This is a genomic window from Lacticaseibacillus sp. 866-1 (genome assembly GCF_016861825.1).
Taxonomy (GTDB): Bacteria; Bacillota; Bacilli; order Lactobacillales; family Lactobacillaceae; genus Lacticaseibacillus.
In genome coordinates this window covers 104,839-130,545 of the sequence record NZ_BOLU01000001.1, presented here as the reverse complement: position 1 = coordinate 130,545, position 25,707 = coordinate 104,839, and the positions used below count along the sequence as shown (strand labels likewise).

Annotated in this window: 25 protein-coding genes and 1 other RNA gene; 22 read left to right on the top strand and 4 right to left on the bottom strand. The window is 55.9% G+C overall.

Going from position 1 to position 25,707, the window contains the following annotated elements:
* Window positions 1-58: 58 nt before the first annotated feature.
* On the top strand, window positions 59-319 hold the full coding sequence (locus JUE30_RS00725; RefSeq protein WP_203623189.1) for a hypothetical protein: 261 nt from the start codon (window positions 59-61) through the stop codon (window positions 317-319).
* A 126-nt stretch (window positions 320-445) separates the two neighbouring features.
* On the opposite strand, the gene JUE30_RS00720 is transcribed toward JUE30_RS00725, so the two are convergent.
* A complete protein-coding gene (locus tag JUE30_RS00720) occupies window positions 446-3,235 on the bottom strand; it encodes a cation-transporting P-type ATPase (RefSeq protein WP_203623263.1) in 2,790 nt (929 codons plus the stop codon).
* A 232-nt stretch (window positions 3,236-3,467) separates the two neighbouring features.
* Window positions 3,468-4,892: an aldehyde dehydrogenase family protein gene (locus JUE30_RS00715; protein WP_203623188.1), complete on the bottom strand. Its 1,425-nt coding sequence runs from the start codon at window positions 4,890-4,892 to the stop codon at window positions 3,468-3,470.
* Between the two features lie 308 nt (window positions 4,893-5,200).
* On the opposite strand from JUE30_RS00715, the gene cdaA reads away from it, so the two are divergent.
* The 4 genes from cdaA (at window position 5,201) to glmS (ending at window position 10,522) form a co-directional block, all read left to right on the top strand.
* Window positions 5,201-6,046, top strand: a complete 846-nt coding sequence (gene cdaA, locus JUE30_RS00710; protein WP_203623187.1) for a diadenylate cyclase CdaA — start codon at window positions 5,201-5,203, stop codon at window positions 6,044-6,046.
* Entirely contained in the window at window positions 6,043-7,104 is a 1,062-nt protein-coding gene (locus tag JUE30_RS00705; RefSeq protein ID WP_203623186.1) for a YbbR-like domain-containing protein, read from the top strand. The genes cdaA and JUE30_RS00705 overlap by 4 nt, the downstream gene beginning before the upstream one ends.
* 36 nt (window positions 7,105-7,140) lie before the next feature.
* Window positions 7,141-8,502: a phosphoglucosamine mutase gene (glmM, locus tag JUE30_RS00700; RefSeq protein ID WP_125756522.1), complete on the top strand. Its 1,362-nt coding sequence runs from the start codon at window positions 7,141-7,143 to the stop codon at window positions 8,500-8,502.
* A 208-nt stretch (window positions 8,503-8,710) separates the two neighbouring features.
* Window positions 8,711-10,522, top strand: a complete 1,812-nt coding sequence (glmS, locus tag JUE30_RS00695) for a glutamine--fructose-6-phosphate transaminase (isomerizing) (RefSeq protein ID WP_203623185.1) — start codon at window positions 8,711-8,713, stop codon at window positions 10,520-10,522.
* 81 nt (window positions 10,523-10,603) lie between these two features.
* Here the strand turns inward: glmS and JUE30_RS00690 are convergent, their stop codons facing one another.
* Window positions 10,604-10,912 (bottom strand): DUF2628 domain-containing protein, encoded by a 309-nt coding sequence (locus JUE30_RS00690; RefSeq protein ID WP_203623184.1) that lies wholly within the window; start codon window positions 10,910-10,912, stop codon window positions 10,604-10,606.
* Between the two features lie 174 nt (window positions 10,913-11,086).
* On the opposite strand from JUE30_RS00690, the gene JUE30_RS00685 reads away from it, so the two are divergent.
* From JUE30_RS00685 to JUE30_RS00615, 15 genes are all read left to right on the top strand, one after another.
* On the top strand, window positions 11,087-11,593 hold the full coding sequence (locus JUE30_RS00685) for a VanZ family protein (RefSeq protein ID WP_239061333.1): 507 nt from the start codon (window positions 11,087-11,089) through the stop codon (window positions 11,591-11,593).
* Window positions 11,594-11,664: 71 nt separating this feature from the next.
* The gene (locus JUE30_RS00680) at window positions 11,665-12,408 is read left to right on the top strand and encodes a YebC/PmpR family DNA-binding transcriptional regulator (protein WP_203623182.1); all 744 of its coding nucleotides are present in this window, start codon (window positions 11,665-11,667) and stop codon (window positions 12,406-12,408) included.
* Window positions 12,409-12,499: 91 nt separating this feature from the next.
* Window positions 12,500-13,351 (top strand): ATPase, T2SS/T4P/T4SS family, encoded by an 852-nt coding sequence (locus tag JUE30_RS00675; RefSeq protein ID WP_203623181.1) that lies wholly within the window; start codon window positions 12,500-12,502, stop codon window positions 13,349-13,351.
* Window positions 13,344-14,315: a type II secretion system F family protein gene (locus tag JUE30_RS00670; RefSeq protein ID WP_203623180.1), complete on the top strand. Its 972-nt coding sequence runs from the start codon at window positions 13,344-13,346 to the stop codon at window positions 14,313-14,315. Before JUE30_RS00675 ends, JUE30_RS00670 begins: the two co-directional genes overlap by 8 nt.
* Window positions 14,312-14,626, top strand: a complete 315-nt coding sequence (locus tag JUE30_RS00665; RefSeq protein ID WP_203623179.1) for a type II secretion system protein — start codon at window positions 14,312-14,314, stop codon at window positions 14,624-14,626. The genes JUE30_RS00670 and JUE30_RS00665 overlap by 4 nt, the downstream gene beginning before the upstream one ends.
* Window positions 14,623-15,078, top strand: coding sequence for a type II secretion system protein (locus JUE30_RS00660; RefSeq protein WP_125756540.1), 456 nt, complete (start codon window positions 14,623-14,625; stop codon window positions 15,076-15,078). Before JUE30_RS00665 ends, JUE30_RS00660 begins: the two co-directional genes overlap by 4 nt.
* The gene (locus JUE30_RS00655) at window positions 15,075-15,371 is read left to right on the top strand and encodes a hypothetical protein (protein ID WP_125756542.1); all 297 of its coding nucleotides are present in this window, start codon (window positions 15,075-15,077) and stop codon (window positions 15,369-15,371) included. The genes JUE30_RS00660 and JUE30_RS00655 overlap by 4 nt, the downstream gene beginning before the upstream one ends.
* Complete coding sequence (locus JUE30_RS00650) at window positions 15,328-15,813, top strand: hypothetical protein (protein ID WP_203623178.1); 486 nt, start codon at window positions 15,328-15,330, stop codon at window positions 15,811-15,813. The genes JUE30_RS00655 and JUE30_RS00650 overlap by 44 nt, the downstream gene beginning before the upstream one ends.
* Window positions 15,794-16,006, top strand: coding sequence for a hypothetical protein (locus JUE30_RS00645; protein ID WP_125756546.1), 213 nt, complete (start codon window positions 15,794-15,796; stop codon window positions 16,004-16,006). The genes JUE30_RS00650 and JUE30_RS00645 overlap by 20 nt, the downstream gene beginning before the upstream one ends.
* 70 nt (window positions 16,007-16,076) lie before the next feature.
* Entirely contained in the window at window positions 16,077-17,087 is a 1,011-nt protein-coding gene (locus JUE30_RS00640) for a class I SAM-dependent methyltransferase (RefSeq protein ID WP_203623177.1), read from the top strand.
* Window positions 17,088-17,100: 13 nt separating this feature from the next.
* Entirely contained in the window at window positions 17,101-18,291 is a 1,191-nt protein-coding gene (locus JUE30_RS00635) for an acetate/propionate family kinase (protein WP_125756550.1), read from the top strand.
* Between the two features lie 43 nt (window positions 18,292-18,334).
* Window positions 18,335-18,793 carry a hypothetical protein gene (locus tag JUE30_RS00630; RefSeq protein WP_203623176.1) on the top strand — a complete coding sequence of 153 codons (459 nt, stop codon included), beginning with the start codon at window positions 18,335-18,337 and terminating at the stop codon, window positions 18,791-18,793.
* Between the two features lie 147 nt (window positions 18,794-18,940).
* Complete coding sequence (locus JUE30_RS00625) at window positions 18,941-20,314, top strand: amino acid permease (RefSeq protein ID WP_203623175.1); 1,374 nt, start codon at window positions 18,941-18,943, stop codon at window positions 20,312-20,314.
* Window positions 20,307-21,659 (top strand): amino acid permease, encoded by a 1,353-nt coding sequence (locus JUE30_RS00620; RefSeq protein ID WP_203623174.1) that lies wholly within the window; start codon window positions 20,307-20,309, stop codon window positions 21,657-21,659. The genes JUE30_RS00625 and JUE30_RS00620 overlap by 8 nt, the downstream gene beginning before the upstream one ends.
* A gap of 186 nt (window positions 21,660-21,845) precedes the next feature.
* Entirely contained in the window at window positions 21,846-22,655 is an 810-nt protein-coding gene (locus JUE30_RS00615) for a recombinase family protein (protein WP_203623173.1), read from the top strand.
* Window positions 22,656-22,918: 263 nt separating this feature from the next.
* On the opposite strand, the gene ssrA is transcribed toward JUE30_RS00615, so the two are convergent.
* Window positions 22,919-23,288, bottom strand: a transfer-messenger RNA (tmRNA) gene (gene ssrA / locus JUE30_RS00610).
* Between the two features lie 115 nt (window positions 23,289-23,403).
* On the opposite strand from ssrA, the gene JUE30_RS00605 reads away from it, so the two are divergent.
* The gene (locus JUE30_RS00605) at window positions 23,404-24,123 is read left to right on the top strand and encodes a response regulator transcription factor (RefSeq protein WP_203623172.1); all 720 of its coding nucleotides are present in this window, start codon (window positions 23,404-23,406) and stop codon (window positions 24,121-24,123) included.
* Window positions 24,120-25,583 carry a cell wall metabolism sensor histidine kinase WalK gene (locus JUE30_RS00600; RefSeq protein WP_203623171.1) on the top strand — a complete coding sequence of 488 codons (1,464 nt, stop codon included), beginning with the start codon at window positions 24,120-24,122 and terminating at the stop codon, window positions 25,581-25,583. Before JUE30_RS00605 ends, JUE30_RS00600 begins: the two co-directional genes overlap by 4 nt.
* Window positions 25,584-25,707: the final 124 nt, after the last annotated feature.

The window sequence follows — 25,707 nt, the reverse complement described above, 5'->3', positions numbered from 1 at the left end:
GGCACCGGCTTAAACTGAAGCCAGATGGATTCGATTCAGTCTGGAGGAGGCGAGTACCATGGCAAAAGAAGTGACACCGGTAGCAGCCGGCATTGGGGTTGACTACCTGCTGAGCTTTGATCAGCCGCAGCCTGATCGTGAGGTGCGACTGGCGTTGAACCCAGTTGTTGCGTACTTACGCCCTTATCAAGGGGGTTATCGCTTCAGCTCAAATATGGGCCCGACTAGCCTCCGAGTGCGCTTGAAGCATGCGCTAGGCCTCGATCCTAAGGCATTTACGCTTCAATCAACCAGCGCGGCTTTTGACCAGCTGCTGTGATGGGTTCCTGGTCTTCTCATGGGGTACGAAAAAATCAGCCACTTTCTCGAATAGAGAAGGTGGCTTTTTGATGATCGCACAAAAAATCCGCCCAGTTTGATGACTCAAACTGAGCGGATTCATTAGTTAAGCGACTGCTTGGGCGGCTTTCCCGAGCCGGCGCCGGTCGATCCATTTGCGTAGCTGTTCGATCAAGAAGATTGGAATTGGAATGGCGAAGAGGAAGAGCCAGTCGGCACCTTGAAGTACGGTGGTGTTGAAGAGTTCTTGAACCCCTGGCGTCATGGTCAGGAAAGCGAACAGGATGACTTCAAACACGATCCCATACCAGACCCGGCGGTTGGAGAACAGGCCCACTTGCATGACCGAAGCGGTCTTAGTCCGGCAGTTAAGCGCGTTGGCAATCTGGGAGAAGACAATCGCGCCGAGCACCATGGTGGTTGCCCGTGAGTAAACCTGACCGGAGGCTGCTAAGGCAATGCTTGGCCAGCCGTTTTGGACGTTGACGAAGAAGTAAGCAAACGTCGAAACGACTGAACTAATCAGACCATACCAGAGGAACGCTTTCCAGACGACGGATTTGTTCATCAGGTGCGCATTCTTAGCGCGCGGCGGCTGCTGCATGATCCCAGGTTCAGCGCGTTCAGAACCCAGACCCAACGCAGGCAGCATGTCGGTCCCAAGGTCAACGGTCAGAATCTGCATGACGGTCATTGGCAGTGGAATCAAGCCGCCAGAGAACAGGAACAAGGCTGATGGCACCGCTTCTGGCACGTTCGAGGTGAGAATGTAGGTCAGGAACTTTTGCAGGTTGGAGTAAACGGTCCGACCTTCTTCAATCGCCGCAACGATTGAAGCAAAGTTATCATCGGTGAGGATCATGTCTGCGGCATCCTTAGCAACATCCGTGCCAGTGACCCCCATGGCGACGCCGATATCGGCCTTCTTCAGCGCCGGGGCATCGTTGACCCCGTCACCGGTGGAAGCGACGATTTCGCCGTTCTTCTGCAGCGTGGATACAATCTTGTACTTCTGTTCAGGGGCGACCCGGGCGAAGATGATTTCACCCTTCAGGGCATCCTGCAGGTCGGCTTCACTCATGGCTTCAAGCTCGGTACCAGTAACGACCCGGGCCTTGTCTGAGGTCAACCCGATTTTAACCGCGATCGACTTGGCGGTCAGGGAAGAGTCCCCGGTGACCATGATGATCTTGATGTTGGCTTCGTGGCACTTCTTGACCGCGTCGTAAATTTCTGGACGCGGCGGGTCAGCCATCACAGTTAACCCGACGAAGGTCAAGTGGTTTTCAGCTTCTTCAATCGTCATCGCGTCCAGCTGCTTTTCTTGGTCTGCTTCAGCCGGTATTTCCCGGTAGGCAGCCGCCAGGGAGCGCAGGCCCAACTTTGCGTACTTAGTGTTGGCAACGTCGATGGCGCGACGGTCGTCTTCGGTGATTGGCCGGACTTTGCCGTCGACTTGAATCGTGTCGCACTGGTGAACAATGTCAGACAGGGAGCCCTTGACGCAAATGGCCAAGGTCGAGTCATTGATCTGATGCACCGTGCTCATCCGCTTGCGGTCGGAATCAAATGGAAATTCTTTGAGCCGCGGTGTTTCTTTGGTGGCAGCCGCCAGGTCGAAGCCAGCTTTTTGAGCCAAGATGACCAAAGCAGCTTCGGTTGGGGTACCCAAAATTTTGGGCTTCCCGTTTTCCTTGTCCTGCTGGACTTGGGTGTCGTTGTTCAAGGAAGAAACGCGCACCAGCAGGCCAAGCTCTGGTTCCTTCATCGGGTCGACTTTTTGTCCGTCTAATTCGATGTGACCATTGTTCACATAGCCCTGACCCGTAACTTTGTATTCCTTGCTGCGAGTCCAGACGTGATTGACAGTCATTTGGTTTTGCGTCAGCGTCCCGGTCTTATCCGAGCAGATGACGGTGGTCTCGCCAAGGGTCTCAACGGAGTTCAAATCCTTGACCAGCGCGTGTTTCTTGGCCATGCGCGTGACGCCTTGGGCCAGACTCAAGGAGACGGTCGGAAGCAAACCTTCAGGAATGAAGGCGACGATCATGCCCAGCGCAAAGATGAAGGCCTTGGCGACGGGGTAGTGGACGAAGAAAATTGAGGCAACGAAAAATGCGACGCCGATCCCGATGGCAATGATAGAAATCTGTCGGGTCAGGTGATCCAGCTCAATGGCCAACGGGCTCTTGGCCTTTTCCTGCTGCTGGGTCAGTGCCGCGATTTTACCAAATTCGGTGTGCATCCCAGTGGCGATTGCGACCGCTTTACCAGTACCGGCACCAATGGTGGTCCCAGCATAAATCAGGTTACTTTCGGCAAACTGACCTTCGCCTGGGTCGTACTTCACAAACTTGGATTCTGGCACAGATTCGCCAGTCAGGGCGCTTTGGTCGACTTGCATAGAAGTTGCTTCGATCAACCGGGCATCAACTGGAATCGCGTTACCGGCTTGAAGCATAAAGACGTCACCTGGCACCAGCTCGGTCGCGTTTTTCTGCTCCAACTTACCATCGCGGTAAACCTGGGTGAATGTTGGCAGCATGGCCATCAACGAATCAGTGGCCTTTTTCGCCTGAAATTGTTGCCAGTAGCTGAACAGGCCGTTGATGATGTCAACCAACCAGATTGCGATCCCCAGTTCAAGTGTCCCGGAAAAGATCGCCACAAACCCCGAGACCCACAGAAGAATCGCCATCAAACTGGTGAAGTTCTTGATGAATGCTTTGAAGCGTGATTCTCCCTGAGCTTTGGTGATCGTATTATCCCCGTACTGGGTGAGCCGCTTTTTTGCTTCGGCCTCACTAAGCCCAGTGGCGGTGGTGTTGAGGTCCTTCAAGACCTCATCGGGTGAATCAGTCGCGTACTGCGCTTTTTTTTCTGTTGCAGACATAATCTATCTAACCTCCACGTTTCGGCAAGCGCCGAAAAAATGGCCCGGCTGGGCCGGGCACCCCAAACTTTACGGACCATAAAGCCGCATGGTTCATAGGGACATTCTAACGCTTTGCGCGAAATTGAACACCCATTTTTGCGCTTTGTTCAAGCGGGTTAAACGCATGCACGCAAAACGCCAGCCGACTCGCGCTGGCGGGCCAAACTGGCGTACTGACAAAATGAGAAAACGATTAATTTGCATGGATCAAATCGCGGAGTTCACCGATCAGCTCGTTGGGATGGCGAGTAGCGCGCGCCACGGTTTTGATATTCAGCAGGTCCATGGCGGTCAGGTTATGAGAGATAGAATTCTTGCCGTAGGAGCCCGTCCCTAGCGTCAGCGACGGGGTCAAGTGGTTGAACAAACCGCCAATTCCGCCCAAGGACGCAGGCGAGTTGACCAGAATCCGGCACGCTGGCATGCGTTCACCAAACGCGGCGATCACTTTTTCGTCGGTGGTGTGAAGCGCCGCGGTGTGGCCGAGGCCGCCATAGTTAAGCAGGCCTTGGCACAGGTTGAAGGCGCTGGCCTGGTCATTGGCGATGTACAGGCCGAGCACCGGGCACAGCTTCTCCCCAGACAGCGGGAAGTTCTGGCCAATCCCATCAAGTTTGGCAATCAGCAATTTGGTGCCTTTCGGGACTGTAATGCCGGCCAGCCGCGCGATTTTCTCAGCACTTTGACCGGCAATCGGGCCGCGTACAGTGTGTCTTTGCGGATCGATGACGGTCCGGCTGAGCTGCGCGATTTCACTTTCCGGCACAAAGTAGGCACCGCGCTGGCTGAACGCCTTGCGAACAGCCGGGTAAATGGCCCGATCGACAACGATGCTGTTTTCTGAGGCGCAGACCATCGAGTTGTCAAAAGACTTACTTAATAGGATATCGTTGACCGCTGAAGCGATGTCCGCGGTCTTTTCTATATAGGCAGGGGCGTTGCCCGGGCCGACGCCCAGGGCGGGCTTACCAGTCGAATAGGCGGCCTTGACGAGGCTCGGCCCGCCGGTCGCCAGCACCAGCGCGACGCCTTGATGATTCATGAGGGCACTAGACGCCTCGATGCTGGGGTGGTGAATGCATTGAATGAGGCCGGCTGGGGCCCCGGCCTTGACCGCGGCGGCTTCGAGGATTTTGACCGTGGCAGCGCCGCACTGCTGGGCCTGTGGGTGCAGGCCGAAGATGATGGCATTGCGAGTTTTAAGTGCGAGAATTGCTTTAAAAATAACCGTGGATGTCGGGTTGGTCACAGGGGTGACGCCGGCCAAAATGCCGAGTGGTTCTGCGTATTTAGTCAGTCCGTTGACGCGGTCTTCCTCAATCATGCCGACGGTTTTCACATCTTTGATCGAATTCCAGATGTATTGGCTCGCGTAGATGTTTTTGATGGCCTTGTCTTCGGCATTGCCGCGGCCAGTTTCCTTCCAAGCGAGAAATGCCAAGTCCTTGGCGTGCGCACGGGCGGCGGCTGTCACCGCCTGGGTGATGTTGTCGACTTGTTCCTGGGTGAATCGAGAGTAGGTGTTGAACGCGAGCTGAGCCGTGCTGACCAAGGTGTTGACTTCGGTGCTTGGGTCCGCCTGACGTTCAGCGTGTTTCATTGCAGCAACTTTTGCCATGATGATCGACCTTTCCGTGTCTGATTACCTTCATCCTAACGTCTTGAAAACAAATGTAAACACGCTGAAAACATGGTATAACAGGTGATGAGCGACGTTTCAAACGAGCCTTGGCCAGTGCGCTGATGACGCTCAGGGCACACTGTCTGTTCATGATTTCACTAGAGGTTCCCATTTTTTGCAACCGAATACATATTCTCTGAACTGGTACAGAAAAATATTTTGCCGAAACAGGCGCGCAAAAGGTCTGAAAGAACGATGGGGCCGCCGTGGTATAATAAGTCGATAATAAAGATGGAGGACAGGCTATGCAGGATTTTCTCAGTAATATACTGCGCTGGTCGACGGTGACCAGTCTGATCGACATTCTTGTCGTTTGGTATGTGGTCTATCGCCTGATCATGCTGGTTCGTGGGACCAAGGCCGTCCAGCTGCTCAAGGGCGTGTTCGTGATCGTGGCAATCAAGGTCGTGTCCCTGATCCTGCAGCTGCACACCGTCGGCTACATGGTCGACATGATCATCACCTGGTCGGTACCCGCAATGGTCATCATTTTTCAACCAGAAATTCGGCGCGGGCTGGAGCACTTGGGCCGCGGCTCGGTTCTGCCATGGACGCGCACTGACGAGCATCAGCAGGAAGAGCGACTGGTCAAGGAGCTGGACAAGGCCATTCAATACATGAGCAAGCGGCGGATTGGCGCGTTGATCACGATTCAGCAAAACACTGGCCTCGAGGATTACATTGAAACGGGGATTCCCATTGATGCGGATGTATCGGGGGAACTGCTGATCAATATTTTCATTCCCAACACGCCGCTACACGACGGGGCGGTGATCATTCGCGATAACCGCATCGCCGTCGCCGCCGCCTACCTGCCGCTTTCGGAAAGCAGCCTAATCCCCAAGGAATTAGGGACTCGGCACCGGGCCGCAGTCGGGATCAGCGAAGTGACCGACGCGCTGACGGTTGTCATCTCCGAGGAAACAGGCGGGGTGACCGTCACGACCAACAACCATTTGATCCGCGATTTGACGCGGACGGATTACCTGAAGCTGTTCAAGGCTCAGCTGATTCCACAAGACACCGAGAAGCAGAATCGGTTCCAGACGTTCTTCTCTGATTTGAAACGCAAGGGAGGGACCAAGCGATGAAATTTGACTTTAGCAAACTCTGGGACAGCAAGTGGTTCTACCGGGTCCTCGCCTTAGTGCTCGCCATCGCGCTTTTCGGTTACGTCAATGCGGAGCAAATCAATCGGGCGCAGAATAATGGCAACAATGGCGCCGCAGTCACGGCGACGACCAAACGCACGCTGCGAGTGCCCTTGGAGTTGAAGGCGGACACCGACAAGTATTTCATCACCGGTTATCCGCAGCGGGTGACGGTGGATCTGGAAGGCAGCACCAGTTTGGTTACCATGACTGCCAACACGTTGAATTTCCGCGTTGTCGCGGATCTGACCGGCCTTGGCGTGGGCACCCACACCGTCCGGCTCAAGGAGCAGGGGTTAAACAAAGACCTCACTTATGCCATCAAACCGCAGACCATTAAAGTGACGATTCAGGATCGGCGCACGCGCAAGATGCCGATTCAAGTCAAGTACAATGCAGATAGTCTGGCGCCTGGCTACAGTGCGGATACGGCCCAGTTGAGTTCGGAAACGGCTGAGGTCACCGGCGGTAAAGGCGAAATCAACCGGGTCTACCAAGTGGTCGCGAACCTTGTGATGACGCGCAACACCAAAGCTGACGTCGATCAAGAAGTCCTGCTTCAGGCGCTGGATGAGGACGGCAACACATTGAACGTGGTCCTTTCTCCAGCGACAGTTCACGTTCACCTGCCAGTCAGTCTGCCGAGCAAGAAGGTCGCGGTGGTCTTGAAGCAAACCGGGACGGTGCCCCATGGCACCAGCTTCACGTTGAATACTGACACCACGACTGCCACGATTTATGGCACACGCGCGGCACTGAAAAAAATTGACACGCTGACCGTGCCGATCGACATCTCAAAAATTAACAAGAGCACCTCACTGACGGTTCGCCTGAGCACGGCGGCCACTGGTATTGTTTCCAGCGCTCCGCGGACCATCAAGGTTCAGGTGACCCTGATGACGGATCCCACTGCCGGCGGTACCGGCGCAAGCGAGTCGAGCAGCAGTAGTGACTCGTCCAGCGTCTCGAGCGCATCGAGCAGTTCTGTGGAAAAATAAATCAACCATAAAAAATTCAGAAATGAGGCATTTGGCATGACGAAGTATTTTGGCACTGACGGGGTTCGAGGTATCGCAAATCAGGAGCTGAGTCCGGAGCTCGCGTTTCGGCTGGGGCGCTGCGGCGGGTACGTACTGACTGAGCACGCGAAGGACACGGCAAAAAAGCCCTTGGTGCTGGTCGCTCGCGATACCCGTGCATCTGGTGAAATGCTGGCCGAATCCTTAATCTCCGGCCTGCTGTCAGTAGGCATTGAGGTGCTGTCACTAGGCGTCATCACGACGCCTGCAGTGGCGTATCTGATCAAGGTGCAAAGCGCCGACGCCGGCATTCAGATTTCCGCCAGTCACAACCCGGCAGAAGACAATGGCATCAAATTCTTCGGCCCGGATGGCTACAAGCTGTCAGATGAAACCGAAGATGAGATCGAAGCCTTGCTGGATGCCCCGGAGGATACCTTGCCGCGCCCGGCGGCCGAGGGTCTAGGCCACGTCAATGACTATCCTGAAGGCGCACTCAAGTATACGCAGTTTCTCGAGCAGACCTTGTCAGATGATTTGACCGGGATTCACGTCGCACTGGATGCGGCGAACGGGGCCACGAGCGCTTTGGTGGCGCGTCTGTTTGCTGATCTGGACACGGAGTTTGACACCATGGCGACTCATCCTGACGGCATCAATATCAATAAGGGCGTTGGCTCGACGCATCCGGAAGCACTGGCCAAGTTTGTGGTCGAAAAAGGGGCCCAAGTCGGGCTGGCTTTCGATGGTGATGGTGATCGGTGCATTGCGGTGGATGAAAATGGCCAGATCGTTGACGGCGACAAGATCATGTTCATTTTGGGCAGCTACATGAAGGCCCAGGGTCGGCTTAAGCAGGACACGGTCGTGACCACGGTCATGTCCAACCTGGGGATGTACAAAGCGCTTGAAGCAAACGGCATGAAGTCGGTTCAGACCGCAGTTGGCGACCGGCATGTGTCCGAGGAGATGCGGGCGCACGGGTACAACATTGGCGGCGAGCAAAGCGGCCACGTGATCTTGTTCGATTACCACAACACCGGGGATGGCATGCTCACCGGCATTCAGCTGCTGAATGTGATGAAGAAAACGGGCAAGCCGCTGTCCGAACTGGCTGCGCCGGTGCACACTTACCCGCAAAAGCTGGTCAACGTTAAAGTTTCGGACAAGAATAACTGGCAACAGTACCCTGCGATCCAGGCCGCAATTGATACGGTCGAAAAAGAGATGGCCGGCGACGGCCGCGTGCTGGTTCGGCCAAGTGGGACCGAACCGCTGCTCCGGGTGATGGCAGAAGCTAAAACTACAGACCTGGTCAATCAGTATGTCGATCAGATTGTCGCCGTCGTCAAAAGCGAAATGGGCGGCGAAGCGTAAAGTATTTAATCAGGCCCTTGGCTCAGTGATTACCGAGCCAAGGGTCTTTTTTTGAGGTTATTTGCTATACCAATCTTATTAATAATCCCTATACCGCCAGACGTTTTTGTTGACAGTATCCAGACACAGCACTATATTTGGACATAAATCATATGAACCAATATTCAGAAAATGGTTTATACCAATAAAATGAAACGGATGTGGGATTATGTGCGGAATTGTCGGTGTCGTTGGTAAGGAAAATGCCCCGGAGGTCTTGCTCAAGGGCCTGGAAAAGCTGGAGTACCGCGGGTATGACTCGGCCGGTCTCTACGTGAACGACGGTCAAGGCCACGATCACCTCGTCAAGCGGGTGGGGCGGATTAGCCAACTGGTGGCCGCCGTCGGGCCCGAGGTGCAGGGGACCATGGGCATTGGCCATACGCGTTGGGCGACAAACGGCAAGCCGACGATTGAAAACGCGCACCCGCACGTCTCAAACGATGAGCGGTTCTACCTGGTGCACAATGGCGTGATCACGAACGCTGCGGCCTTGCGGGCCAAGTATCTCGGCGACGTGCCCTTCGCCGGTCAGACGGACACCGAGGTGGTGGTCCAGCTGGTGGCCTTTTTTGCCCGCGAAGGACTGAGTGCCAAGGCCGCCTTTGCCAAAACACTGAGCCTGCTTGAAGGCTCCTATGCGTTCTGCCTCGCAGATCGCACGGATGCCGATCACCTGTATGTGGCCAAGAACAAGAGTCCACTGCTGGTTGGCAAGGGGCAAGGCTTCAATGTCGTCGCCTCAGATGCCTTGGCGATGCTTCAGGAAACCGATCAGTTCATCGAGCTCAATGATGGTGAACTCGTCACGCTCACTGCCGATGACATCGCGATTGAAAATGCGGCCGGCGAGCGTCTGGACCGGGCGCCAATCACCGTCAGCATCGACGCGGCTGACGCGGAGAAGGGCACTTTCCCGTTTTACATGCTCAAGGAAGTTTCCGAGCAGCCGGCCGTGATGCGGCGCTTGATTAGCCGGTACGTCGACCAAGCCGGCGCCCCGCAGTTCGATCAGGCGATGCTCAAGGCGCTAGCCTCAGCAGATCGGCTTTACATTGTCGCGGCCGGCACCAGCTATCATGCCGGGCTGGTGGGGCAAAGCCTGTTTGAGCAGCTCGCCAAGGTGCCAACGGAGGCTTACCTTGCCTCTGAGTTTGGCTATCACCAGCCGCTGCTGTCAGCCAAACCGATGTTCATTTTTCTCACGCAAAGCGGCGAGACCGCGGATATTCGGCAGGTGCTGGTGAATGTCAAGCAGGCAGGCTACCCGTCATTGACCTTAACCAATGTGATCACCTCAACTCTGGCGCGTGAGGCAGACTATGCCGTTGAGTTGGCGGCCGGGCCGGAAATCGCCGTTGCCTCGACCAAGGCGTACACGGCACAAGTGGCCGTTGAGGCGCTGCTGGCCAAGGCGTTGGGCATGGTGAAACAGGTCCCAGCAGCGGCCGCGTTCGACGTCGCCCACCAGCTCAGCCTGGCCGCGACCGGCCAGCAGGCGCTGATCGACCAGCAGGAGCAGCTTCATCTGCTAGCCACAGACATGTTCGGTAACACCCGCAACGCCTTTTTCATTGGGCGTGGCACCGATTACTTTGTGAGCCTGGAAGCGGCGCTGAAACTGAAGGAAATCTCTTACGTGCAGGCTGAAGGGTTTGCGGCAGGGGAGCTGAAGCACGGCACGATTGCCTTGATCGAGCAAGAGACGCCGGTGGTCGCCTTCATCACCGATCCGGTGACGGCGGCTCGCACGCGCAGCAACGCCGAGGAGGTTGAAGCGCGCGGCGCCAAGGTGCTACGGATTGCTTCCGCCAGCTTGGCCGAACCGGGCGATCAGGTGATCGTCGATGACCTCGATCCGCTGCTGACACCGCTTCTGACCATCATTCCCGGGCAGCTGCTGGCCTACTTTACCAGCCTGGACCGCGGTTATGACGTCGACCGGCCGCGCAATCTGGCCAAGTCGGTGACCGTCGAATAATCAACCAAAAAGTCCCCATCATCAGCCTGCGCAAGTGCGCAAGCAGGTGATGGGGACCTTTTTTCTGCCATTCATGTGGTGTTAGCCGATGAAGTTGTGGCTCTGCAGGGCGGTTTCGGAGTAGTCATCCGCCGGGCCGTAGCCGTGGCTCAGGAGGTCGTTGATGTACAGCCGATTGTAGATGAATGAGAACACTAGGCCGACCAGCGCCCCACCAAAGCCGAGCGTCGGCACGCCCAAGATGATCGTGATGGCCAGAAGAATGAAGAACCATTTCCAGTCGCCGCGAATCAGCGGGACGAACAGCCCAAAGAAGAACATTGTCCACGAAAAGCCGATTTTGGCCTGCTTGATCTGCCGCGTGGCCGGATTTATCAGATTGATTTTCATATGATTGCCCCACCCCCAAGTTTGATGACATGATGTCTGCGCTAATTATAGCGAACTGTGGCGGCTATAGATAGAAAAGATGGCGGCGTCAATTTTGTTGGTGCTTGGCGGCCGCGAGCACTGGCCGTCAGCCGCGTTTTGATGTGATAAACTGATGGCAGCGGAGGGATGTCGATGGTCAAAAAATACAACTGGCTGTGGCTCAATCTGGTCGTGATGATTGGTTTGTTCATCAGTTCCAGTATGCCGTATCACGCTCAGAGCCTCGTGCCCGAGCTGAACACACTGCTGCCGGCGCATTCAGGCTGGGCGTTTTTGAATCACATCGATTTTTACTGGGCGGCGCAGCACGTTTCGATTCAGGCCATGGGATTGTCTGGACTGGTTGAGTTTTTCCTGCGTAAGCTGGCCCATTTTGGGAGCTTTTTTCTCTTTGGCCTGGCGGCTTTTCTGGGGCTGCGAGACTGGGTCAAGCCGCGGTGGCTGAGACTGGTGTTGACCCTGTTCAGCAGTACTGGGGTCGCGGCCTTTGATGAGTTTCACCAGATGCTGACGGCCGACCGCACGCCGCTGTTTCAGGACGTGATGCTGGATACAGTCGGGGCGCTGCTCGGAATCCTGGTCGCACTGCTGGTTGCCAGTCGGCGCCGTCAGCACAAGAAGCGCGCCGCGACGCGTTGAATAGCCCCTGTTTTTTTGCTATACTCAATAGCGTTTATGTCCATACTAATTTTTCGAAAAGAGGGTTTAAGATGTCAGGACATTCCAAGTGGCACAACATCCAGGGCCGGAAGAACGCTCAGGATGCCAAGCGCGGTAAAATTTTCCAAAAAATCTCCCGTGAGCTTTTCATGGCAGCAAAGCAAGGTGGTTCTGACCCAGACAACAACCCGTCGCTGCGGTTGGTCATGGATAAAGCCCGGGCTGCCAACATGCCCAAGGACAATATCAAGCGCGCGTTAGATAAAGCCGAGGGTGGCGACACCACTCAGTATGATGAAGTCCAATACGAAGGTTACGGCCCGGCTGGCATCGGTGTGTTGGTCGAAGCGCTGACTGATAACAAGAACCGCACCAGCTCCGATGTGCGCGTGGCGATTACCCGTCACGGCGGCACCATGGCTGGCGCCGGCGCGGTTTCATATATGTTTAATCGTAAAGGCTACTTTGTGATCGATCGCGAAGGGCTGGACGTTGATGAGGATCAAATGCTCGAGGCTGTTCTTGAAGCCGGAGCGGAAGATTTGCAGACTTCAGACGACGAGTTTGAAATTTACACCGACCCTAAAGATTTCGCCGCTGTGCGCGATGCGCTTGAGTCCCAAGGCTTCCATTTCACGACTTCCGAGCTGACGATGGTTCCGGAAAACACGGTGCCGATTCCAGAGGACAAGCTTGAGACCTTCCAGAACATGATTGATGCGCTGGAAGATAACGACGACGTGCAAAACGTCTACACCTCGGCCAAGTGGCCCGATGAAGATCTCGCCAACTAAGGCAATTTGAGTCAAATGCGATTCATGCACCCCTCAACTTCTGAGGGGTGTTTTTGTGTCCCTAGCGAAATCTTTTGGCGAGGTGAGAAAGATGGAGGCTGGACTGCTTGAGATATTTGAAAAGGCGCGCGCCGCACTGGCCAGTGATGTTTATTTTCTGCCCAAACCCACTGGCGTGACTGTGCTGATCCGAACGGCAACCGGCTGGGGCGAGGCTACGGTTCGGACGCTTGGGGAAGGGGCCAGCTGGATCAGGGCGTTGAAGTATGACGCCGGGATGAACGTTGCCGAAACCAGAAGACCGCAGCTCGGGGCGCTGCCGTTGGCGCAGCTTGGCATCACGCTGCGACTCAGTACAGTGGGCGACTACACGAATCAGGAGGCACTCGTCGCACGGCTGATCTACGGCGTACCAGGCCTAGACGAATGGACCGCCCCGATTGTCGAAGACTTGGTCGATCGGTTGAATCAGCAGCGGATGCTTGCGCTGTGTGGCCCGACCGGCAGCGGCAAGACGACGCTCCTGTATCAGGTGGCGACGGCGCTGGGGCAGGCGCGCATGGTGATGACGATCGAGGACCCGGTGGAAATCGCCGCCCCGGCGTTTTTGCAGCTGCAGGTGAATCCCGAGGCGGGAATGAGCTACGCCAGTTTACTGAAGGCAGCGCTGCGGAAGCGGCCCGATGTGCTGGTGATCGGCGAGATCCGGGATTTTGAAACGGCGCAGGCGGCGTGTGAGGCCGCAATTTCCGGGCATGTGGTGCTGACGACGGTGCACGCGAAGCAGGCGGCGCAGGTGCCGCTGCGGTTGACTGCGCTTGGGGTGGCCAGGCCGCTGGTGCAGGCGGCGCTGCGCATGAGCGCGGATGTGCACCTGGAAAGCGACCCAGTGGTCCACCCGGTGGTTTCGGTGCTGGTGCACGAGGAGGCAGCAAATGACTAAGCGGCGGTTAGCCTTGGCCACTCAACTGGCCGTTTGTGAACAACTCAGTCAGGAATTGTCCGCTGGGTTTTCACTGCGCCAGGCCCTGACATTGATCACATTGACCTTCAAGGAGCAAGCCGCATTGTGGCGGCTGCTGGACGAGCGACTCGCGGCGGGCAACGGTCTGGGCGAAAGCCTAGCCGAGCTTCACTTTCATCCTCAAATTATCGCGCAGCTAAGGCTGGCGGAGCACCACGGCCACCTGGCAAGCGCGCTTCACGATGCCGCGGCACTGGTGCGGGTGCAGACGACTAGCCGCCACAAACTCAGACAGCTCATGGTGTATCCGGTGCTTTTACTTGGTCTGCTGGGAGTCATCCAGACAGTGTTGTTGGTGGGGGTCTTGCCAATGCTGGGCGGCACTCACGCGAGCTTCGTCCGCACGGAGCTGATTGGCGGCGGTGTGCTGGCCATGCTGTTGGGCGGTGGGTTCGTTGCTCTTCGCCGGCTGACCCCGGTCGGGCGAGCCGGCCTGTTTCAGCGCGTGCCGGTCATTCGAGTGCTGGCAATCGAATACTATCAGTATCAATTTGTCAGCGGTCTGGCGCAGTATCTAGGGGCCGGTCTGCCGTTGGTCAGTTACTTTGAGGCGCTTAGTGAGGACGCGGCCAATCCCTTGGTCCCGGTAGGCTTGATGGTGCAAGCCCGCTTGACTGCAGGGGAGTCGATCGAGTCAGCACTGAATCATCGCCTGATTTTTCCCCCGGCGCGGGAACTGCTGCTGATGGGTCAGCCGCAAGCTCTCGTGGAGGCGGGGATGGCGCTGTTTGCCCAGCAGCTGTTGGCGCGATTTGAAGAGCGCATTGAGCGCTGGCTGGCGATGGTGCAACCGGTGATGTTTATTTTGATCGGACTGCAAATCGTCATGATGTATCGAGAATTATTGCTACCGCTTTACGACAATTTAGGAGGATTGCCATGAAGAAACGCAAGGCGTTTACCTTGATCGAGGTGCTGGCAGCATTGGCGCTGATTATTGTGCTGACGTTGACGTTAGTGGTCACGATCCAAGGACAGGTTGAACAGGCGAAGGTGCGTCAAAGCCGGGCAATGGTCGAAACCGTCAACGCGCAAATCACGATTGCGTACGAGCAGCCTGACAGCGACAAAACCGAGTTTCGGAGTGTTGAAGCTTTGGTGCAGGCCGGAATCATTACTAGGGCTCAAAGCAGTCAGCTGGGAGACGTGGCCAATTACTCGGCGGACTCGCCACCAGGATTTAAGCTCAAATGAGACGCGCATTTACAATGGTTGAGGTGCTGCTGGCACTAAGCATTTTCATCATGATGAGTGCCGGCGTGATGGTGGTCGGTCGCGGCCTGGTGATCCGCGAGCGCGAGGAGCAGTTTTTGGCTCAGGTCGTCGACGGGTGGGACCAACTCCGCCAGCACGTCAGACAGGGCGACGGGCAAGGATGGATGACCATTACGACTCAGCGCGTGAGGTTTCAGGAGCAAGGCGCACTCGGTGCAGGTGATTATTTCATTGCGCTGCCAGATTCGCTGTCGCTGTCCCCCATTGGGGTGTTAACAGCCAGCGGACTCAAGACTTCCAAGGTGCAGTACAAATTTTTTGCGAGTGGGGCCGTCGACAGTGGCACCATCGTATTTCGCCGAGGCAATGGCAAGTATGTGAGGCTGGTGGTCATGATGCAGTGGGGGGTGATGGTACGCAAGAACGAATGAGAAAGGCGAGTGTGTTGGCGGAGCACCTGGGCGCGCTGATCGTCACCGCCATTTTGGTGAGCTGGTTGACCCTGCTGGCCCATCAGTATCAGGTGCAGGTGATGCCAGTGCGGCAGGCAGTGGCGGTTCGCTATGCCGCTCGCACCGCGCTGGCGGCCCATCCCGGTACTGGTGAAACGACGGTGTGGTTTGGAAAAGAGACCTACGCGGTCGCAATCAAGGCCGATGGGGTGGAGGTGCGGCAAACGGATGGACAAAAATTCTGGTTTCCATTCAGCGATGACGCTCGCTGAGGTGCTGGTGGCCTTGGCGCTGATGAGTGGCTTGCTGCTGATCTGGCGGCCGGTACTGGGTGCGGTGCGTCAGCTGCCCAATCTAAATCAAGAGGTGGCCATGCTGCAAATGGCGAACACGCTCACCCCGTACATGGCCAAAAGGGCTGAATTCAAAACTGTCATGCCGACTTCTTTATACTATAACGTGCCGGACCGCGACCCAACTCCCGTGACCGGTGGCGTTCAATATCAGCACCTCAAACTAGAGGTTCGGCGCACCGCTTCTGGATCCTACCTTCAAGGGTCAGGGACCGAGAGTGGCCCCGGCACCACACCGCTGATTTATGGGGTGGCCAAGATTCGGTTGACTGACATTGGTCCGGGCAGCGTGCGTTATGAGTTGTTTATGCTCAGCGGCGCCCGCCTGACAGGAGTGCTCAATGATAAAACGACGCGCTAGTGCACTACTGAGTGCTATCATGCTGCTGCTTTTGGTGACGCTTGTCAGCACTGCCGCGTTGCGGCAGTTTGCCAGCTGGCGAGTCACCTATACCCGGCAGCTGCAGCTCGAAGAGCAAGCGTTCACTGCAGCATACGAAAAATGGAAGCGGACCCAATCCCCGGAATCCGGGGGTGAAGTTGTGCAGCCCTGAACATTATCAGCTTGAATAAGCCCCCCTGCATCGGTAGAATGGTTTTGTACGATTATAAGGGGGCAACAGCGTGGCCAACGAGCACATGGAAACACTGTATCAGGCACTGGATCAAGCAACCAGCCTGCTGCATAAGCAGGTCAAGACTAGTTACTTTGAGGCGGCAACAGAGGCGGGTGAGGACCTGCTTGCCGGCACGATCACCGTTCAAGACGGCGTGCCGGATCAGGGGACCGTCAGCAAGCTGACCGCCATTTTTGATCCTCTGGATCTGACCACTTTTACCGCCGAGGAATGCCGGCAGGCGTTGCAGCTGGTCCTGGTCAAAGCCATTCAAATCGATGCTATCGAACCGAATAAGCAAGTGACGCCGGATGCGATGGCCGAGCTGGCAACCTTTATTGCCAGTGTCTTCCTGCAGCCGGTTCCTGAGGCGCTCACCGTTGCCGATTTGGCGGTGGGGACGGGGAACTTGCTGTTTGCAGTGATGAATCAGCTGAAAACAGCCCTGAATGTTAAGGTCAAAGGCGTGGGTGTCGATAACGACGAGACGCTGCTGGCGTTTGCGGGAATGAGCAGCCAGATGCAACACCAAGATGTTGAGCTGCTGCACGAGGACGCACTGGGGCCGCTTGCGACCCACGATGCGGCGCTTGTCGTGTCCGACCTGCCAGTGGGCTTTTACCCGCTTGATGAGCGAGCTAAGCAATTTGCCACTGCGGCCAAAAGCGGGCACTCGTATGCGCACCACCTGTTGATCGAGCAGAGCCTGCGGGCGCTGAAAGCTGGCGGCCTCGGGCTATTTTTCGTACCGAGCACGGTGTTCCAGTCGAGTGAGGCAGAAGGCTTGACGGCCTGGCTGACGGCCAGTGCCCACTTTCAAGGCTTGCTCAACTTGCCGCAGTCGCTGTTTGCCAAGGCTTCGGCGCAAAAGTCGCTGTTGATCCTGCAAAAGCCAGGAGCCGGAACTAAGCAGGCCAAGCAAGTGCTGATCGGGTCGTTCCCTGAGCTTACCGATCGGGATGCATTCAGTAAATTCATCGACTCAGTGCACAGCTGGGCCGCTCAAAATCTAGCGTAGGAGAGATGTTCAAATGCCAAAAATTTTAGCCATTAATGCCGGTAGCTCAACTCTGAAGTGGAAACTGTTCAACATGCCTGAAGAAAAAGTCATCGCCGAGGGCATGGTCGACCGCATGGGGCTGCCGAATTCCGAATTTAAGGTCAAGTACGGCGACGGCCAGAAGTACGTGGTCAACCAGGACATTCCCACCGCGGACATGGCCGTGGATATGCTGCTCAAGGCGCTGCTGGACCTGAAAATCATCAGCGACTACCAGGAGATCCAGGGCGTCGGCCACCGCATTGTCGCGGGGGGCGAACGCTTCAAGGAGTCGGAGAAGCTCGACGAGAAGTCTTTGAAGGAAGTTGAAGCCCTTTCCGAATACGCGCCGCTCCATAATCCAGCGGAAGCAGAAGGGGTGCGCGCCTTTATGAAGCTGCTGCCCGGCGTGCCGGAAGTTGGCGTGTTTGATACCTCTTTCCACACGACGATGCCAAAGATGAATTACCTGTACTCCATTAAGCCGGAATACTACGAAAAATTCGGCGCCCGCAAGTACGGCGCGCACGGCACCAGTCACCGCTACGTGTCCCACCGCGCTGCTGAACTCTTGGGCAAGCCGCTGGAAGACCTGCGAATGGTCACCATGCACTTGGGCTCCGGCGTGTCGATCACGGCGGAAAAAGACGGCAAGTCCTTTGATACCTCGATGGGCTTCACGCCACTGGCTGGGGTGACCATGAGTACCCGCAGCGGCGACATCGACGCCTCACTGGTGGCGTTTTTGATGCAAAAACTCAACATCACCGATCCCGAAAAGATGATCGATATCTTGAACAAGGAGTCGGGAATCTACGCGCTGTCAGGTCTGTCCCCGGATATGCGTGAGCTTGAAAAGACCCGCGATACCCGCCCGGCTTCGCAGCTGGCCATCGACATCTTTGCTAACCGAATCATCAAGTACGTCGCCGGTTACATCGCCGAAATGGGCGGTGTTGATGCCCTGGTCTTTACCGCTGGCATGGGCGAAGGCGACATCGTGATGCGCAAGCGGATCATCGATGGGCTTGCTGTCTTTGGCGCCAAGATCGACGACGAGCGCAACAACGTCATGGCTAAGGAACGCCTGATTTCCAGTGACGATTCCAAGGTTAAGGTGCTGTTGGTGCCAACCAACGAAGAGCTGATGATTGCCCGCGACGTGGTGCGCCTCGGCAAGTAGACAAAGCGGCCCCTGTGGCCGTTTTTTTGAATGGGGGAGCCCAATGACGATTTTTAGTTATGTCTATCTCGCGGTGTTTGTGATCGCCGCCGCGGTGCTGGTCTACGTGCGGACGCAGCTGGTGTTCACGGCCCGGCCCAACCGCTTTTTCCAGTGGTTTTACTGGGCGGCCGCGGTGATGATCGGTATTTTCACGGTGCTGACTAGTCGCACGCCAGCCGACTACATCAGCGGCTTCTTCATCACCGGGATGTTGGGACTGTTCGGCTTTTGGCGCAATGGCGTGACCGCCGATTCCCTGATCACGCGAATTGGGGCGGTCCGCGGGCTGAATACGCTGACGGCGCTTCATCTCACGGTGCTGCCGACGGGGTTGACCGAGGTGGCGCCAATGGTCGGCAGCGTGACGATTGCCAAGCTGCGTTTGTCGCAGTCCCCGGCAGTCCTCAAGGCATTTTTGGATAAAAGAATGGATCCCGCGCGGGTCATCATTGATGAGTGAGATAATTTCATCAAATAATTAAGAAAATGAATACAGCCGCGGTCTCATCGCGTTGAGGCCGCGGCTTTTGTGTGAAACCGGCATGCTTGACTTTGAATGGCGGTAAATCGGCTATTACAATGGAACTACTATGTCGGAGGGAAGTTCATGCAAGCCAAACCAGAACAAGAGCTATCACGCAGTTTAAAAGGGCGCCACGTTCAGCTGATCGCGATCGGGGGCACCATCGGGACGGGCCTGTTTCTTGGAGCGGGCCAGTCGATTCACGTCGCCGGGCCTTCGATCCTTTTGGCGTATCTGATTGCCGGGCTCGTGTGCTTCCTGATGATGCGTGCGATGGGCGAGCTATTGATGTCCGATCTGTCGCAGCATTCGTTCGTCGACTTCATCAAGCGTTACCTTGGCGCGCGCGCGGGGTTTGTTGTGGGGTGGACTTACTGGATCTGCTGGCTGGCGATCGCGATGGCAGAAGTCACGGCGATTGGGCTGTACATTCGGTTCTGGTTCCCGAGCTTGCCGCAGTGGTTGCCGGGGCTAATCGCGCTGGTAATCTTGCTGCTAATGAACCTGATTTCGGTTGGCGTATTCGGTGAAACCGAGTTTTGGTTTGCCCTGATCAAAGTGGGGGCCATCATCGGGCTGATTATTATCGGCTGCTGGATGATCGCGACCCATTATCCGACTGCCAGCGGGCACGCTGCTGTGTCCAATTTGGTCAATTACGGCGGCTTTTTCCCCAAAGGCGTGCGCGGGTTTTTAGCGTCGTTTCAGATGGTGACGTTTAGTTTTGCGGGCATCGAAATGGTCGGCATGACCGCTGGGGAGACGGCCAACCCGAAAAAGGTGATTCCTGAGGCCATCAATGAGTTGCCGGTGCGGGTGATCCTGTTTTATCTGGGTGCGCTGGCGGTGATCATGTGTATCTATCCGTGGTCTGCGGTGTCACCGGACTCGAGCCCCTTTGTTCAGGTGTTCAGTAATGTGGGCATCAGGGCCGCCGCTGACATCATTAACTTCGTGGTTCTCACGGCCGCGGCGTCGGCCTGCAACTCCAGCCTCTTCACCACCGGGCGGATGCTGTTCTCGCTGACCATTGGCACCAAAAACCGAGTCCTAAAGCCGTTTGGACGGTTGTCCCGGCGGCAGGTGCCGGCCAATGCGATCCTGGGCTCGGCGGCTTTGATCGCCATCGCAGTGCTGCTCAATATTTTCCTCCCCAGTGCCGTGTTCACGCTGATTTCAAGTGTCGCAACGACCAGTTTCCTGTTCGTGTGGGGGATGATCATCCTGGCGCACATCCGTTATCGCCGGCAAAATCCGCACGCGCAAGGATATGTGGCGCCGTTTTATCCGGTAGGCGATTATTTGGTCTTGCTGTTCTTTATCGCAGTTGCTATTATCATGCTTATGTCTAAAACGACTGCGATTCCGGCGCTGCTTGCCGCGGCCTGGGTGATGCTCGTCACCTTTGGCCGGGTCTGGCACGACCGGCACGAACAGAAAGGATCATTGCATGGCTGACCATAACATTCAAGACGAACTTGCCCGCAACCTCTCCGCTCGGCACATCCAGCTGATGGCCATCGGCGGCACAATCGGCACCGGCCTTTTCCTGGGGGCGGGCCAATCCATTCACGTCGCCGGTCCGGCGCTGATTTTTGCCTACCTGCTGGCCGGCGTGATGTGTTTTTTCCTGCTTCGAGCGCTGGGGGAACTGCTGCTGGCCGATTCCGGTGACCGGTCGTTTCTCGATCTCATTCGGCATCACCTGGGGCCTCGAGCCGCTTTCGTCACCGGCTGGACTTATTGGTTTTGCTGGGTCGCGATCGCGATGGCGCAGGTCACGGCGATTGGGGTCTACATCCGCTTCTGGTGGCCAAGCCTACCGCAGTGGCTGCCGGCGCTGGTTGCACTGGTGCTGCTGCTGGCAGTCAACTTGAGCGCGGTGGGGTCGTTTGGCGAGTTCGAGTTTTGGTTTTCGATGATCAAAGTCGTCGCGATTGGGGCCTTGATTGTCATTGGCGCATTCATGATTTTTGGCCACGCGCCAACCACTGCAGGCGCAGCAAGTCTTGCCAACTTGACCAGCCACGGTGGCCTTTTTCCCAAAGGGCTGTGGGGCTTCATGCTGTCCTTTCAAATGGTGGCTTTCTCCTTCACCAGCATCGAGCAGGTGGGGCTAACGGCCGCCGAGACCCATGATCCGAAGCACACACTGCCGCGGGTGCTCAATTCGCTGCCTGTGTTGGTCATTGTGCTGTACGTCGGTGCGTTGATTGTCCTAATGAGTATATTTCCGTGGTCAAAAGTTGCGGCAAACGGCAGCCCGTTTGTGCAAGTGTTCAATAGTCTGCACATTCCCGCCGCGGCCAGCATTGTCAACTTCGTGGTGCTGACAGCCGCTGGTTCGGCCTGCATGGCGGCAATATACAGTGCCGGGCGTTTGTTGTTTGAACTCAGCATCACCCGACCACGGCTGCATGCACTGGCCAAACTGTCAAGGCGCCAGGTCCCGGTGCGCAGTTTGCTGGTCAGCAGTGGGGTCATCGCCGTCGCAGTGGCACTGAACGCCGTGCTGCCGGCCTCTGTGTTCACCCTTGTCACAAGCGTTGCCACAGTCTGTTTCCTGTTTGTTTGGATGATGATCATTATCGCCCATTTGCGGCATAAGAAACGTCACCCCGAACGCGGGCTGTTCTCGGCGCCGCTGTTCCCACTTGGTGATTGGTATGTCCTGGCCTTTTTAGGCTTTGTCTTCGTGGTGATGTTTTTCAGCCGGGACACTGCCATCGCCACTGCCGCGGCCCTGGCCTTGCTGCTGGCGCTCTCAGTGCTGGCCCAGTTGCAGCATCCAAAGAAGTCGTGAGTAAGTAAGTGAAAACGCACCGTTAGCGCGGGTGATAAGCAAATTTGCTTATCGGCGAGCTTGCCGGTGCGTTTTTGTTCGCGGTCAACTAGTCGTGATTGACTAACTGACACCAAGGCAGTAGAATATTCCTGATTATTCATAACTTATATGCAAAAGTCATTCTCATGGCAGGAGGTAGCAGGCATGAATTATGGTTATGCACGGGTCACATCAGCAGCTCAGACAGTTGGTCAGCAGGTTGCGCAGCTCAAAAAATATGGCGTTGATCAGGTTTTCAAAGAAAAATACACCAACAAGCGCGTGAATCGGCACCGCCTCAATTCATTGCTGAACCAGGTGCGGCAGGGTGACACGATCACGGTGACGAGACTGAGTCGGCTGACTGCCAGCCCGAGCGAGGCACTGAATCTGATTAAGACGTTGCGGGAAAAAGGCGTTGCCCTCAACGTCCTTAACTTAGGTGTGATCGACGACACAATCGTTGGGCGGCTGACTGTTAGAATTTTGGCGGCAGTCGTGGAGATGGAAAACACCGGCATTGTTGAGCGCACCCAGGCGGGCAAGGATTTTGCTAAGGCGCACAACCCCGACTATCGTGAGGGCCGCAAGCCGGCACTCACACCAGAGCAAACGCGCAAGATGCTCCAACTGATCGACGAAGCCGGCAAGTCGCAGGCTGAGGTCGCCAAGCTGCTCGGTGTTTCGCAGTCGACGATCTCGCGAGCCTATCGAACTGAAAAGCTAACGATTCAGGCGTATGCGGAAGATGGCGGTATCAGTGCAGCCAGCGCCTATGACCGCCTGGGTGAAGGCGGTCGGGCAATTGTTGCACAAGCTCAGGCGGATGGTAGTTGGCCTGTTGAAGACCCGATTTATGATCAAAAGCCGGCGGGGGTTGACGACGTGACAGCCGCCGAAAGGGCCAAGATGGCCGCCCAGATTGAAAAGTATTTTGGTGACCCGGCTAAGGGCGGCGAGTCCACTCCCAAATAGTGGCTAAAATACGAAGCTGGAGAATTAGCTTGGGTTTGACAGTTTCCGGCCATTGACTCGGCAGGTTTTTGTTCAGAAACTAGTCGTTGCTATCATAAAATCTTCATAATTTAATAGCGGGTATTTCGTACCCGTGCGAGATACTGTCTGTGTACTGAATGTGCACCTGGAATTCTAAACAATGCAATTCTGACTCAAACAAAAACGCCATAAACCCGTTCTCACGGTATTTATGGCGTTTAATACAAACCAATACTCACTAACAATGGAGACGAGGGGAATCGAACCCCTGTCCATCAGCCTTCCTACCAACAGCTCTACACTCATAGTGCGCCTACTTGGGATTTCGCATTGCGCGAGCGCCGACGCGCAGGGCTAACGGCACAATGCTAACCTGATTATCTCTTGGCCGCGCCTTCAGGTGGGAAGGCGACCCGTAGCACTATTGATTGAGACCCAGATCCGGCGCTAGTGCGACACCGGGAGGATCACGCTAAAGACTGTTGTTAGGCAGCCAGAGCGTAAGATGATTCATTATTGTTTGCAGTTAAAACTGTGTTCCGTTGATGACGGAGCCGAGCCTCCGGAGTGCACCACTGGCGAAACGACCAATGTCGAGACCATTACGTCCCCATAACTCGCAAACTACATCCTATCACGCTGTTAAAACCTTTGTCAAAGAACTGTGCAGCGTGCTACGCTGGAATTATAATGAGATAGTGAACGACTAATTAGAAGAGGCTGTTAAATGAAAATCTTGATGATCGAAGATAATGAAAGTGTTGCCCAGATGATGGACATGTTTTTTAAAAAGGAGCAGTGGGAGGTTGACAATGCCTACGATGGCGAGTCCGGTCTGGCCATGTTTAAGGCGGCGCCGGACTCCTTCGACATCATTACGCTGGACTTAAACCTGCCGAAAATGGACGGCATGGAGGTGGCCCAGGAGATTCGGAAGCTGTCCAAAACCGTACCGCTGATCATGCTGACGGCGCGGGACTCCGAAAGCGATCAGGTGCTTGGCCTGGAGTTGGGCGCGGATGACTACGTGACCAAGCCGTTTTCGCCAATCACGCTGGTGGCGCGCATCAAGGCGCTGCATCGCCGGGCAGAGACCGTCGAGCCGGCCGCGGCAGAGCAGCAAAGCGAAGGCGACTTTGACGTGGTCACGGATCACTTCAAGCTGAGCACGAAAACGCGTGAGGCCTTCCTGGACGGCAAGGAGATTGACGGCCTAACCCCTAAGGAATTTGACCTGCTCCACACCTTGGCGGCGAACCCGAAGCAAGTCTTTTCTCGTGAGCAGCTGCTGCAGCTGGTTTGGGACTATGAGTATTACGGTGACGAGCGGACCGTGGATGCGCACATCAAAAAGCTGCGCCAGAAAATCGAAAAGGCCGGGCCGCAAATCATCCAGACGGTCTGGGGAGTCGGGTATAAGTTTGACGATTCCGGGTTGGACCAGTGAAACTGCTCTATCAACAGATGCTGGCGTTTTTCGGCGTTCTGATCGTCGCAATGGCGATTATTTCGGTGATGTTCATTCGCTCGACCTCAAGCACGGTGTGGCAGAACAGCTTTGATCAGCTGGAGGAATACACCGACGTGCTCAAGGATCACGCGGTGGATCCGAACACCTACTTGATCAACACGGAATTTATCGCCCACTCCGAGGAGATTCTGAAGAAGCAGAATGTCCACTTCATGATCTATGATGCCACTAATACTGTGCGCTATCCGCAAACAGCTGAGGGTCAGGCCACCGCGATCGCGGGTAAGTACTGGAAGCAGCTGGAAAATGGCGACGCCGTGGCGCTGCCGGAGCTCACCACGAACCCGCGCAACGGCAAACAGCAGAGCATGACCATTTACTACAAGCCAGTCTTTTTGTCTGGCAAGCTGCTGTTTGTGATCGCAGCCTTCGCGCCGGTCGATAACATCCAAAGCTCGCTGCGCCGAACTGAGTATAATTTGTTCATCGCCTTTTTGCTGTCGCTTTTGGTCGCCATTGTCCTCAGCTATGTGTTGGCGCGGTACCAGGTCAACCGGATCAACCGGTTGCGGCAGGTCACGCACCAAGTCGCGGAAGGCAATTACGATGTCGATGTCAAGATCAACAGTCGCACGCATGATGAGGTTGCCGGTCTAGCCGACGACTTTCAAGACATGGTCGGCTCGCTTCGTGACAGTCAGGCGGAGATCCACCGCCAAGAGGAGCGCCGCCGCCAGTTCATGGCTGATGCCGCGCATGAGATGCGCACCCCGCTGACGACCATCAACGGCCTGCTGGAAGGGCTGGCCTACGATGCGATTCCTGAGGAAAGTAAGGGCGAGTCCATTCAGCTGATGCGCAATGAAACCAACCGGCTGATTCGCCTGGTCAACGAAAATCTGGACTACGAGAAGATCCGGACTAACCAGATTTTGCTGAAGAAACAGACGTTTAACGCGACCGAAGCGTTGGGCGAGATCAAGGTCCAGCTCAAGCAGAAGGCGGAAGACGCCAAGGATAAACTCGTGCTCAAGGCCAGTCCGGACGTTCAGGTCTACGCGGACCGTGACCGGTTTGTTCAGGTGATGGTCAACATCATCCAAAATGCGATTCAGTTCACTCAAAACGGGACGATCACGGTCACGGCCAAAACAGGGTACCATCAAACCGAATTGAGCGTTGCCGATACCGGCATCGGGATGACTGAAGACCAGGTTAAAAACATCTGGGAACGTTACTACAAAGCCGACCCATCCCGGAAGAACACAAAGTACGGCGAATCCGGGTTGGGGCTCGCCATCGTGCACCAACTGGTCACGCTGCACGGCGGCACAATCGATGTGCAGTCCAAGCAGGGTGAGGGGACGACCTTCACCGTTGCTTTCCCGGACCAGGAGACTGCGCCGAAGCAGGCGCCCATTACGCATACGAAATAAACAGACACCCAAGCGCACTTCAGTTGGCTTGGGTGTTTTCGTGGTTTAGGCCGGACTTTCTGTGCGCAACTGTTCACCACACGTGATACAATAGGGCTATTTGATAGGGAATCGAGGATTTACT

Coding starts and splice junctions, on each gene's coding strand:
- JUE30_RS00725 (WP_203623189.1), top strand. CDS start 59: ATGGCAAAAGAAGTGACACCGGTAGCAGCCGGCATTGGGGTTGACTAC.
- JUE30_RS00715 (WP_203623188.1), bottom strand. CDS start 4,892: ATGGCAAAAGTTGCTGCAATGAAACACGCTGAACGTCAGGCGGACCCA.
- cdaA (WP_203623187.1), top strand. CDS start 5,201: ATGCAGGATTTTCTCAGTAATATACTGCGCTGGTCGACGGTGACCAGT.
- JUE30_RS00705 (WP_203623186.1), top strand. CDS start 6,043: ATGAAATTTGACTTTAGCAAACTCTGGGACAGCAAGTGGTTCTACCGG.
- glmM (WP_125756522.1), top strand. CDS start 7,141: ATGACGAAGTATTTTGGCACTGACGGGGTTCGAGGTATCGCAAATCAG.
- glmS (WP_203623185.1), top strand. CDS start 8,711: ATGTGCGGAATTGTCGGTGTCGTTGGTAAGGAAAATGCCCCGGAGGTC.
- JUE30_RS00690 (WP_203623184.1), bottom strand. CDS start 10,912: ATGAAAATCAATCTGATAAATCCGGCCACGCGGCAGATCAAGCAGGCC.
- JUE30_RS00685 (WP_239061333.1), top strand. CDS start 11,087: ATGGTCAAAAAATACAACTGGCTGTGGCTCAATCTGGTCGTGATGATT.
- JUE30_RS00680 (WP_203623182.1), top strand. CDS start 11,665: ATGTCAGGACATTCCAAGTGGCACAACATCCAGGGCCGGAAGAACGCT.
- JUE30_RS00675 (WP_203623181.1), top strand. CDS start 12,500: ATGGAGGCTGGACTGCTTGAGATATTTGAAAAGGCGCGCGCCGCACTG.
- JUE30_RS00670 (WP_203623180.1), top strand. CDS start 13,344: ATGACTAAGCGGCGGTTAGCCTTGGCCACTCAACTGGCCGTTTGTGAA.
- JUE30_RS00665 (WP_203623179.1), top strand. CDS start 14,312: ATGAAGAAACGCAAGGCGTTTACCTTGATCGAGGTGCTGGCAGCATTG.
- JUE30_RS00660 (WP_125756540.1), top strand. CDS start 14,623: ATGAGACGCGCATTTACAATGGTTGAGGTGCTGCTGGCACTAAGCATT.
- JUE30_RS00655 (WP_125756542.1), top strand. CDS start 15,075: ATGAGAAAGGCGAGTGTGTTGGCGGAGCACCTGGGCGCGCTGATCGTC.
- JUE30_RS00650 (WP_203623178.1), top strand. CDS start 15,328: ATGGACAAAAATTCTGGTTTCCATTCAGCGATGACGCTCGCTGAGGTG.
- JUE30_RS00645 (WP_125756546.1), top strand. CDS start 15,794: ATGATAAAACGACGCGCTAGTGCACTACTGAGTGCTATCATGCTGCTG.
- JUE30_RS00635 (WP_125756550.1), top strand. CDS start 17,101: ATGCCAAAAATTTTAGCCATTAATGCCGGTAGCTCAACTCTGAAGTGG.
- JUE30_RS00630 (WP_203623176.1), top strand. CDS start 18,335: ATGACGATTTTTAGTTATGTCTATCTCGCGGTGTTTGTGATCGCCGCC.
- JUE30_RS00625 (WP_203623175.1), top strand. CDS start 18,941: ATGCAAGCCAAACCAGAACAAGAGCTATCACGCAGTTTAAAAGGGCGC.
- JUE30_RS00620 (WP_203623174.1), top strand. CDS start 20,307: ATGGCTGACCATAACATTCAAGACGAACTTGCCCGCAACCTCTCCGCT.
- JUE30_RS00615 (WP_203623173.1), top strand. CDS start 21,846: ATGAATTATGGTTATGCACGGGTCACATCAGCAGCTCAGACAGTTGGT.
- JUE30_RS00605 (WP_203623172.1), top strand. CDS start 23,404: ATGAAAATCTTGATGATCGAAGATAATGAAAGTGTTGCCCAGATGATG.